Annotated in this window: 10 protein-coding genes and 1 pseudogene; 5 read left to right on the forward strand and 6 right to left on the reverse strand. The window is 46.1% G+C overall.

What is annotated here, in order from left to right; genetic code table 11:
- From IQ260_RS20025 to IQ260_RS20040, 4 genes and pseudogenes are all read left to right on the forward strand, one after another.
- Nucleotides 1-219: pseudogene (locus IQ260_RS20025) on the forward strand (hypothetical protein); the annotation flags it as partial.
- A 247-nt stretch (nucleotides 220-466) separates the two neighbouring features.
- Nucleotides 467-1675 carry a succinyl-diaminopimelate desuccinylase gene (gene dapE, locus IQ260_RS20030; RefSeq protein ID WP_193994862.1) on the forward strand — a complete coding sequence of 403 codons (1209 nt, stop codon included), beginning with the start codon at nucleotides 467-469 and terminating at the stop codon, nucleotides 1673-1675.
- A 314-nt stretch (nucleotides 1676-1989) separates the two neighbouring features.
- The gene (locus tag IQ260_RS20035) at nucleotides 1990-3150 is read left to right on the forward strand and encodes a glycosyltransferase (RefSeq protein WP_193994863.1); all 1161 of its coding nucleotides are present in this window, start codon (nucleotides 1990-1992) and stop codon (nucleotides 3148-3150) included.
- A 40-nt stretch (nucleotides 3151-3190) separates the two neighbouring features.
- The gene (locus tag IQ260_RS20040; protein ID WP_193994864.1) at nucleotides 3191-4228 is read left to right on the forward strand and encodes an aldo/keto reductase; all 1038 of its coding nucleotides are present in this window, start codon (nucleotides 3191-3193) and stop codon (nucleotides 4226-4228) included.
- 44 nt (nucleotides 4229-4272) lie between these two features.
- On the opposite strand, the gene IQ260_RS20045 is transcribed toward IQ260_RS20040, so the two are convergent.
- The 6 genes from IQ260_RS20045 to IQ260_RS20070 all read right to left on the reverse strand — a co-directional run bounded on the left by IQ260_RS20045 (nucleotide 4273) and on the right by IQ260_RS20070 (nucleotide 10425).
- Complete coding sequence (locus IQ260_RS20045) at nucleotides 4273-4977, reverse strand: PIG-L deacetylase family protein (RefSeq protein ID WP_228016290.1); 705 nt, start codon at nucleotides 4975-4977, stop codon at nucleotides 4273-4275.
- Between the two features lie 171 nt (nucleotides 4978-5148).
- Nucleotides 5149-6021: a sugar phosphate nucleotidyltransferase gene (locus IQ260_RS20050; protein ID WP_193994865.1), complete on the reverse strand. Its 873-nt coding sequence runs from the start codon at nucleotides 6019-6021 to the stop codon at nucleotides 5149-5151.
- Between the two features lie 126 nt (nucleotides 6022-6147).
- Nucleotides 6148-7473 carry a DUF4910 domain-containing protein gene (locus IQ260_RS20055; RefSeq protein ID WP_193994866.1) on the reverse strand — a complete coding sequence of 442 codons (1326 nt, stop codon included), beginning with the start codon at nucleotides 7471-7473 and terminating at the stop codon, nucleotides 6148-6150.
- Nucleotides 7474-7536: 63 nt separating this feature from the next.
- Complete coding sequence (locus IQ260_RS20060; protein ID WP_193994867.1) at nucleotides 7537-8817, reverse strand: class I SAM-dependent methyltransferase; 1281 nt, start codon at nucleotides 8815-8817, stop codon at nucleotides 7537-7539.
- A gap of 61 nt (nucleotides 8818-8878) precedes the next feature.
- On the reverse strand, nucleotides 8879-9940 hold the full coding sequence (gene rfbG, locus IQ260_RS20065) for a CDP-glucose 4,6-dehydratase (RefSeq protein ID WP_193994868.1): 1062 nt from the start codon (nucleotides 9938-9940) through the stop codon (nucleotides 8879-8881).
- A gap of 245 nt (nucleotides 9941-10185) precedes the next feature.
- Complete coding sequence (locus IQ260_RS20070; protein WP_228016291.1) at nucleotides 10186-10425, reverse strand: hypothetical protein; 240 nt, start codon at nucleotides 10423-10425, stop codon at nucleotides 10186-10188.
- 217 nt (nucleotides 10426-10642) lie between these two features.
- On the opposite strand from IQ260_RS20070, the gene IQ260_RS20075 reads away from it, so the two are divergent.
- Entirely contained in the window at nucleotides 10643-10876 is a 234-nt protein-coding gene (locus IQ260_RS20075; RefSeq protein ID WP_193994869.1) for a helix-turn-helix transcriptional regulator, read from the forward strand.
- The last annotated feature ends 149 nt before the right edge of the window (nucleotides 10877-11025 follow it).

Raw genomic sequence — 11025 nt, forward strand, 5'->3', positions numbered from 1 at the left:
AATGTGTCCTTTGTGGGGGCTGACAACCCTGACGACTCAGAGAAAACCCAAGCGCGGGTAACATTCTTTATTCTCGGTTCTAATGAGGACTCGATCCAGCTGCGGAAACGACTACTTGAGCTTTCCAGTGAAAAGATTGCTAAGGAGCTAGATTCTTACAACATGCGGTTTAAGATTCAAGAGCCGACGATCTATGTTGAATCGCCGGTTACTATTTAGCGATGAGCTAGCGACAGACTAGGTGGGGAAGCAACCACCCGCCCTGGGTTCAAAAGCGCCTCCATACCAAATTGTCCCTTTTAGTGGACAACCCTCAGTTAGCGCTGGAGTTTCAACCCAGCGCGGGCTTCAGCTACACGACCAATCTTAGGGCAAGATCTGAGCTTAGCGGGTTTGAACCATTGCTGGTTTAATTGCTCTGTAAAATGCTCTAATGCTCTACTAAGCGCTCTCTAGAAAAACTACCATGGTCGTCAGTACCTCCCTCGATATCGCCGCCTTCGATCCAGTCAAAGTCACCCAGGAACTCATCCGCTGCCCCAGCGTTACCCCCGACCGAGAAGGTGGCCTAAATGTGGTGCAGCGTCACCTGGAACAGCTGGGTTTTACCTGTCATCGCATGACATTTCACAATGAACCCGGCAGCTACGAGGTGGACAATCTCTATGCTCGCTTGGGCACCGAGGGACCTAATCTAGCATTTGCTGGTCATACAGATGTAGTACCCGAAGGAAATCGTGAACGATGGGGAGATATTGACCCCTACAAAGGAGAGATCCGCGACGGCATTCTATGGGGTCGCGGTACCGTTGATATGAAGGCGGGCATTGGCTGTTTTATTGCCGCTGTTTCATCCTGGTTAGGCAAGCATCAAGACAGCTTTACAGGGTCGTTTAGCTTTATCATCACAGGCGATGAGGAACACGAAGCGATTAACGGCACTAAACCCGTAATGCAATGGTTAGAACAGCGGGGTGAGAAGATTGATGCCTGTGTGGTCGGGGAACCAACCAATCCGTTGGAAATGGGTGACTGTGTTCACATCGGACGGCGCGGCAGTATCAACACGTTTATCACTGTCAAGGGAAAACAGGGCCATGTAGCCTACCAGCGCAATGTCCTAAACCCGGTGCCGGCGGCGGTGGCTATGGTGACGGCCCTGCAAAATCTGTCGTTGGATCGGGGCAATGAGTGGTTTGAGCCCTCTAATTTGGAGATGACTCAATTTGAGACGGCAGCCTGTGCCGAAAATGTGATTCCAGCCGAGGTTAAGCTGCGGTTTAATATTCGCTTTAATGACGAACAAACCGGAGACGGGCTACAGCGGCTGATTCGTGAAACGGTTGCGCCCATTGCCCGTGAGTATGGCACCGAGTATGACATTCGCTTTCGCGTCAGTGGTGAAGCGTTTCGGACAGATCCCCAGGATCCGTTTGTGGCTCTAGTGCAGGATGCAGTGGAAAAGATTGCCAACCGCCGTCCTCGGTTGAGTACGGAAGGGGGGATTACCGATGCGCGTTATCTCGTACCCCACTGTGTAACGGTGGAGTATGGACCACTGGATAACACGATGCACCAGATTGGTGAACATATTCCCGTTGCTCATATTTATGAGCTACACCAAGTGTATGAGCGCATTATCGATACGTTTTTTGAGGGTCAGTTGCGTCGCTAATCTGCAATCTGCCTCATAGCAGCTCTCAAATCCATAGCCAAGTAAAAGCCTTCATATAGGCCGGTATTGAATCTTAAGGCTTGGGAAAAATTAAAGTAAGTTTGCCAAAAAAGTTCCTGGGAGCCAGTTTTTGCCTTTTTGGGCTCATACCGTGCCCATATATCGTGGTGCTGTTCAGGTTAACTCCTATCAAAGTAAGGAACATCTCTGGAACCAATAACGTTTATTACTTAGAGATCATACGTAGTTTAAGCATATTCATGAAATCTTCGGAAGCATTTCCATATTCCCCATTTGAGGGTATCTAGATCGCTATGTTGATTGATGCATCAGTTAAAAATAAAGAGAATGAGCTTCGTGTTTTAGTCGTCTCCGTACGAGGATTTCGCTTTCAAGTAGCTAACTGTGTTCTTTACGAATTTGAAGACTTCATCTGCAATCTAGAAAGCGCTAAACTCTATGCTCCTACACAAACCTTCGATCTAGCTAGAAGAATATACCGCTTCGCTAAATATGCAACTGGTTCCAACAGCATTGCTAGCTCTATTGCACCGTTCCCAGCTGAAGTAGTATTAAAAAATGAATATGACTTGCTGTTTGTCGTATGTGACAACCCTTGGCAGCTACATTTGCTAGAATCCGTTAAAAACTGGCGCGATAAATGCCGACATAAAGCTTGCTACGTTATGGAAACGTGGAAGCTAAATTTTGATGACTGGCGTTTAGCGTACGAACCCTTTAAGAATTTCGATCATATTTTTACGGGAACGGCCCTATGCGTCGATACCTACTCAGACGTCACAGGGCTTCCTTGTCAGTATCTGGCCCCGGCCCTTGATGCCTTTAAATTTTGTCCTTATCCAAATCCACCCCAGCGGCTGATTGATGTGTGTTGTGTTGGGCGTCGTCCTGCAGAAACGCATCAGTCATTATTTCAACGGTCTCAACAAGACGATAATTTTTTCTATTATTACGATACTGTTAACAACGGGACTCTAGAAGTTGGCAACCCTCGCGAACATCGCGCTAAACTAATCAGTCTCTTACAAAGAAGTCGTTACAACATTGCTGTCCATGCTAGGTTTAACGCCCTGAGCGAAACGGGGGGCGACCAAGAAATTGGGTATCGTTACTTTGAAGGTGTGGCGGCAGGCACTGTTTTGATTGGTATGCCTCCTATCGGTAAGATGTTTCCCCGCTATTTTGATTGGGACGATGCCATCGTTAAGACCGATCTTTATGAACAAAATGTGCTGGAAGTAATTCAAGAACTCGATTCACAGCCTGAGAAGGTGGAACGCATGAGGCGACGGAATGTTGTTAATGCTCTGCTCAAGCATGATTGGGTCTATCGCTGGCGTGAGGTATTAGCGGCATTTGATTTAGAACCTAGCCCAGCTGTCATAGCAAGGGAGAAAACCCTACAGAAGCTGGCACGCAATATTGATGCGATTGATATGCCCATGGCTTGCTGAAGCGAGTTTGGCAGTAGTTTACGCGGTTAGAAATCAATAGATGGTTAAAACAGTCAGGTTTAGCAACGGCGATCAGATGCCGATGTTGGGGTTAGGTACATGGACATCTGCCCCGAGAAATATGCGTCACACTGTTAAGCGTGCGATCGCAATGGGCTATCGTCGGCTGGGCCTAGGTCACTGGAAATCGGATCCTGGGAATGTCTATAACGCCGTTAAAGATGCGATCGCAGCAGGCTATCGTCACATTGACTGTGCCCACATCTATGGCAATGAAGCCGAAATTGGTCGTGCCCTTTCAGAGTCATTTCAGGAGGGGATTGTCACCCGAGAAGAGATGTGGATTACCTCCAAACTATGGAACGATTCCCATGCACCGGAGAACGTGCAACCTGCATTAGAGGTGACGCTCTCAAATTTACAGCTAGACTATCTAGACTTATATCTAATCCATTGGCCTGTGGCCATGAAAAAGGGAAGCTCAGACCCCCTAACACCAGAGCAGCTGATCTCCCTGGATACACTCCCCATTTTAACCACCTGGAAAGCAATGGAATCCCTTGTGGATAAAGGGTTATGTCGTCACATAGGCGTATCTAATTTTAGTATCACCAAATTAAAAAACCTGGTGGATAACGCCCGACTGAAACCAGAAATGAACCAGATTGAGCTGCATCCCTATCTGCAACAGCCATCGATGCTAGAGTTTTGTCATGCCAACAATATTCACGTAACCGCCTATTCACCCCTGGGATCTGGGACTCGCGCCGATAGTCTCAAGGCGACCAATGAACCAACGTTACTCAAAGAGCCCACCATTGCTGCCATTGCTAAGCGTCACGGGGTCAGCCCTGCCCAGGTTCTCCTGAGCTGGGCCATGCAGCGAGGGACTGTAGTTATTCCAAAGTCCTACAATCCAGAACGTATTCGCCAAAATTTAGCGTCAGCTAATGTTGTGCTGTCTCCAGAGGATATGCAAACGATGGCAACCCTCGACTTAAATCGTCGTTATATAGATGGTGCATTTTGGCAGGTTCCAGGGGGAGCCTACACGATAGAAAACATTTGGGATCTGTAATGCTGGAATATAGAAACTCCAGGCCATCAATAGACTCTATAGAATTAAAGCAAGACAGCTTTTCGACAATAAAAGGCTTCTGCATACTTATGGGGCGCATTTGATTCAATTCCGCGCAGTCTCAGAATTGCTGAAAATGTTTCTTCATCAAACCACTGTTTATTAAACTGGGTTTGAAAGTGCTGCATTAGATACAAAATTTTTTGCTGATAGATAGGTTCATCAAGGTGTACAAAGAAATTGGGATTGCCTAAATCCCCATCATATTTGGGAATCTCATATTCTAATATCATATGATTACGAAACCCATTCAAGGTCAGTTCAGAGATTAACCGATGATCTTGGTGTAGATCATTGCGATAGTGTGTGAGGATTAGATCAGGAGAAAATTCTTTGCTTAGCCGATCAAAAAACTCTTTAATTTCTATGCCAATATAGGGAAAAAATCGTTCCCTATACTCTTGAATGATAATATTCTTTTTCTTTACATGCTTTAGGAAACTATTTGCACTTGCCAAAGCCTCCTCCTGCCTGTGTCCAGTTGCTGAGAAAACAACCCAATTAACCTCAATATCCTGAAATTGTTCAATCAATTTCAGGATAGTTCCACCACAGCCGATTTCGATATCATCACTGTGAGCACCCAGACAAAGGATGCTACGAAATGATGGTTGCTCCTGATGATTGCAGATTAGTGTTTGCATAAGTAGGTAAATAGGTAAGCGTCCCCTGAGCGAAGTCGTGGGCATAGCCTAGGGGACGCTAGTTATGAAAGTTGGCTTCGACTCCGCTCAGCCAACTTTGTTCGTGGGACGGTTATGTAAATAACCCAAAATAAACCCTTTTGATATCGTTCGTTTCGGCTACGCCCAACCCACTAAGTTTTGATGTTTTCTGAGGACTGAGCGTAGCCGAAGTCCTCAGATTGCCGATGAGGCTAGAGTATTTTGAGCTGCCTGAGGATTTGGAAGGTTCTTGACCTCAGCCTTTCCGCTATTTCCCAATATTTCCGGACTAGACTCCCATAAAGCCCATGGGGTATTACCTTTTGCATACATATCGTCAAACAGCATCTTCTCTTTTAGCGTATCCATACAGGCCCAAAAACCAGGATTTTTGTAGGCAATGAGCTGCTGCTGCTGAATCAGCCGTTGGAATGGCTCAAGGACTAGCTCTTCCCCAGGAGAAATGTAGTCAAATATATCCTTTCTAAGCACAAAGAAGCCGCCGTTGATCCATAAATCTGAATGTCCTACAGACTGAATACTTTCTACAATTCCATCTTCGTTATGCAAAGAAACAACATGGAACGAGTGCGACGGTTGTACCGCCAAAAAGCTAGCAATCTTATCTTGTTGGTGGAAATGCTCAAGATACAAATTTAGATCCAGATCGCTGAGTCCGTCAGCATAATTGGCTAGAAAATATTCATCGCCTTCTAAATAAGGTTTAACGGCAACCAGCCGCTCTCCGATATTCAAATTGAGACCCGTATCAACAAATGTGATTTTCCAGTCTTCTATATCAGTGGTGTGTAGTTGCACATTTTTGCCCCCATTAGAGAGGGTAAAGTTGTTTGACAGGCACTCATTATAGTTAAGGAAGTAATTCTTGATATAGTCTCCCTTGTAACCCAGACACAAAATGAACTCTTTGTGCCCAAAGTGAGCATAATACCGCATCAAATTCCAAATGATTGGACGGTAGCCAATTTCCACCATAGGCTTGGGAATCGTCTCAGAATATTCTCTTAACCGGGTGCCTAAGCCACCACAAAATAGAACGACTTTCATTTTAATTCTCCTTAGCTTTCTATATATTTGGAGCTTTTACAAAGGATCTAAGGAATGAGGGATTATGCCGTACAGGCGTTCCATGGCAACCTCTGCAGATATAATCTCTGAATCTTATTAAAATCCTTATCCCTTATCACCTGAGCTTGAACAAACTTTTAACAAACCACTGTTTTCAAGGTTAGATGCAGCATGCTTGATCACTGAAAAGTTTAAGTTAGAGCGCTCAGCAATATCGAGTAGCGTATGTTCTCCATCGGAGAGATTTAATGTCCATAACATCGCCATGCGATCGCTAGGTGCCGTTTGTTTACCCCCATACATGCTGTAAAGGCCCCGCTTACCCAGCTGTGGCTCACATTTGGGGTTAGTATTCAAGTATGTTTGATTATTTTCTAAAATATCAATCACACTCAGGTACGTTTCAAAGGAATTTACCAAAGCAGACATCTGTACAAAGTCTAAATTGTCAGCCGAGGTGTGATATTCGGGAAAGGTGCCAAATTGGCTTCTCGTCAGGCTGCCAACGGGTAAATTGAAACCAGGCGAACAAAATTGGCGCTCATCGTACCCGTAGGGAGAGAAATCGGCAATTTCATAGTTTTGGGATGATGCTTTAAGCACATAGGGAACAACCCTATCAATGTCTGCATTCCCACGACGGCTTTTTTTGTAGGTTAGATGACCTGGATCACCCACATTCGCTACGGTCAAACCATGCTTAATGCGTGAAACCTTATTTTCATTCTGACTTAGCCAAGTAATCGCACCGATGGTAGCTGGCGCAAACACAAAGCGATAGGAGTAGCGTAACGACTGCTGGCTCAGATATTTTGCCAGAAAGGTAACAAGAGCAACTCCCGAAAGGTTGTCGTTACAGAGTGATGGGTGACACTCATGGCAAAACAAAAAGATTTCATCCTCTGTTTGACCGGGCAAAAATAGCTCGCCATAGGTCAGAGAACCTGCTTCTAATGAAGAGTCAATATAGACTTCATAGTCACCCTCTGGTAGAGACTGTAGCGTTCGATCCGTTAGACAAAACCCCCAGGTTTCGTTGTAATACGATGTCCGATACGGAATCCAGTCGGGCCGATCTGGCATTGAGAACAGATGCTCTTTCAGCTGAGAAAGCGGCATCTTTTGATGAATCGGCAGGCTGTAGTTGAGTATATGTAAATTGGATTCTTGAAAATCAACAATTTTCTTGCCCGTTTCATCCTTGATATACGCATTACGAATGTTCCATTCTTTAGGAACTGTCCAATCAAACACAGGGGTGCCTGAGGGAACTTCATGCATCTCTAAAGGGATATGCTGCTGCAGAATTTTGAGTGATTGTCGTACGCCGTTGCCAGTGATGCTTCGACAAATTGGATACAGCTCAGCTATCAGGTTGTACATTTCCTGACCTAGGCCGTCGATTGACTTTGTATCAAGATTCACAGTCATAATCCTGGCCTACTTTCTGGCATACGTTCGGGGTGGGCGATTGCAGGTTGTGTGCAGACATTGCTAGGGATAGACCTTGACTTCAGGAATGGGTACAACAAATTTTCCGCCCCATTCGCGAATCACACTCATTTGCTGCATGATTTCGTCCTTCACATTCCAAGGCAAAATCAGCACATAATCAGGCTTTGTTTCTTTGATTTTATCGGGATGGTAAACGGGAATATGGGTGCCCGGCAGGAACTTGCCATGCTTATACGGGTTTCTATCAACCGTGTAGTCAAGAAAATCTGTGCGGATACCGCAATAGTTGAGTAGGGTATTCCCCTTGCCAGGTGCACCATACCCAACAATTGTTTTCCCCTCTCGCTTGGTTTTAATCAAAAAGTCTAGGAGCTTGCGCTTAGTTTCTCTTACTTGTTCATCAAAATGGGTGTAACGCTCTAGAGATGTAAAACCAGCCGCTGCTTCTCGCTTCCTCAGGTCATATACACGCTCGCCCACGGGCTTAGACTTGTCATTTGTGTGGCGCGCATAGATGCGTAAGGAGCCACCGTGGGTGGGCAGCTCTTCTACGTCAAAGATGGTCATGCCGTGGGCCGTAAAGATGGTCTCTAGGGTAGTCAGAGTATGATAGAAAAAATGCTCGTGATAGATGGTATCAAACTGATTGGACTCCATCAGTCGCATCAGGTGCTGAATCTCTCCAGTAAACACACCCTCGGGTTTGAGTAAGAGTTTAATGCCAGCAATAAAATCATTTAGATCGGGTACATGGGCCAATACATTATTGGCAGCAATCAGATCACCTTGCTTACCTCGCTGTACTAGTTTTTGAGCACAGTCTTGTCCAAAAAACTCATTGAGGGTGGGAATTCCTTTTTCAACGGCCACCTTCGCGATGTTCGTTGCGGGCTCCACACCGAGCACCGGAATCTTCTTATCTACAAAATACTGTAGGAGGTATCCATCATTGCTGGCAAGCTCAACAACGTGACTTTGTTCAGTGAGATTAAACCGCTCAATCACCTGGTCAGCATAGGTTTTACACTGGGCTAACCAGGTATCACTGTAGGAGGAAAAGTAGGCGTATTCAGTAAAAATATGTTCTGGGCTGACGTAGGCTTCTAACTGCACGAGAAAACAGTTGCTGCACACTCGCACATGTAGAGGATAAAAGGCCTCCATTTGGTTGCGTTGGTCGGCATTGAGGATGCTTTCACACAAGGGTGACATGCCTAAATCCACCAGGGTATGGTTTAAGGACGTTCCACAAAAGAGACACTGGGGAGTGGTCTCAGAAGAAGCTGGCATCGTTTCTTTAATAGCAGTTTGCTGACTCATGGTCTAATTTTTATTTCTAATTTCGAAGTAGTAAATAGCGGTGTGAACAGGTTTTGAGGCCTTACATTAATTGAGTAACTGCAGCTTCGGTGACTTGTCGCATATCGGCTCCAGATTGATAAGCCTGAGTCCAGGTAATAATTTGTTCTAAACCTTGATCTAGGGAAATTTGGGGACTCCAACCCAGCTTCAGCCGTGCTTTCGCACAGTCTAAGCTTAAGGAATTGGCCTCATGGGGATGGTAGGCTTGGTCCTGTTCCCAGGTTGCCCCGTTTCCCCAGAAGGATAAGAGTTTATCGACAATCCAACCCACCGGTTTAATGTCCGATGCATAGGGACCAATATTCCAAGCATCGGCAAAGGCAGGGCCTTTATGATAGAGATTTTCTGCCAACATTAAGTAGCCATTGAGGGCATCTAATACATGTTGCCAAGGGCGGGTAGCATGGGGGTTACGAATGAGGACCGGACGCTTTTCTAGTAGGGCTTGAACAATATCGGCAACTAGCCCATTTTGGGTCCAATCACCGCCAGCGATCACATTCCCAGCACGGGCTGTGGCAATGGCCACCCCATGGTCTAGGTAATGACTAGCATTAAAAAAAGAATTTCGGTACGATTCTGTCACCAGCTCAGAGCAAGCTTTGCTATTACTATAGGGGTCGTATCCACCTAACGGATCAGCTTCACGGTATCCCCATATCCACTCTTTATTTTCGTAACATTTATCTGTAGTCACATTCACCACAGCACGCACGCCACCCACGTGTCGAATAGCCTCTAAAAGATGAACAGTTCCCATGACATTGGTGTGGTAGGTCGATACAGGATCTGCATAGGATGTATGCACAACAGATTGAGCCGCCATGTGAAGTACAATCTCTGGCCGGAAGTCAGCAACAGTCTGGTGCAGTGTTTTACTGTCACCAATGTCGCCAATGATAGACGTCATGCCGTTGGCGACATTGGCGACCTCAAATAAACTTGGATTTGTCGGTGGTTGAAGTGCATAGCCAACTAGCTCGGCACCAACTAGCTGTAGCCAAAGAGACAGCCAGCTGCCCTTAAATCCTGTATGTCCTGTAAGTAGTACACGCTTTCCTCGCCAAAAATTAGGATCCATTGCACCTCTGAGAATGGCTTGTTTCCTTTAGTTTTACTTTCTAGAAGTAACTACGGATTTATACGCGAAGACGGAAACGTTTGAGGTTTAGTTTCCAGCGGAGTCGAAAAAGACGCTGGTTGTGAGTGTTGGCGAGACGCTTCGCGTTAGGCTTGCCCATGCCCACAGGGCTATACGACTCCGCTTAGCCAACATTATTTGCGGGACGGTTACGGATGTATGTCTGACGCCTAGAAACCAAATTTCTAAAGCCGAATCCATTTTTTGAGGACGCGCATGGGTTTGCCGCTGGTGGGATCGATTTGGGGTTTACTCCAGGCTCCGACTTCGGCAAAGCCGAGGCGATGGAGGATTTTGATGATGAGGCCAATGGCAAATGTGGAACCGATGATGGTAATCAGTACGGGCTCACGGGTTGGTTGTGGGGTGGGGGTGCTTGCCGGTGGTGGTGTGTAGGTTTCGGTGGAGGGGATGAATTCTTGCATGATGATTAGAATTTTTGACGCAGAAATCTGAGCGATGCATAGCGCAAGTGCATCGCGGGATGAGAGACTAAGTTTGCAAATTGCTAGACAGCCCTAGCCATAACGCCTTTCTAAAGCGTTTGGCTGCTTGGATCTGTCTGGTGAACTCACCATTATCATAAGCAGCTTATGAAAAAATATCAAGCGGCTTATGATTATTTTTCTAAACTAGCCTTAGATGACTGAGCCATCTCCTCCTAAAGAATCGGCCTTGAAGCGTCGGCGTGAAGAGCTGGGCCTGAAACAGCGGGATATTGCAGCTGGGGTAAACGTGTCGATGCAGACGGTCAGTAATTGGGAAACGGGACGGTATAAGGAGGCGAAGCTGACGCTGCCGCAGGTGAAGGCGTTGTGTCGGGTATTGCAATGGTCGATTGAGGAGCTGCCGGATGAATTGGGGCCAATGAGTTAGCTTTCATTCAATCCGGTTGATATAGGACTTACGCATTGACAGAACAGCCAAGTTGTAGGCGAAGCAGCATAGGATAAGTAGAGTTCCCTAGGGCGTTATCATGCGTCAGCCATCCAAACCGTCTACAGCCCAATGTATTAGCAGCCTGT

Origin of the sequence: Leptolyngbya cf. ectocarpi LEGE 11479 (genome assembly GCF_015207065.1) — a bacterium.
Taxonomy (GTDB): domain Bacteria; phylum Cyanobacteriota; class Cyanobacteriia; order Phormidesmidales; family Phormidesmidaceae; genus Leptothoe; species Leptothoe ectocarpi.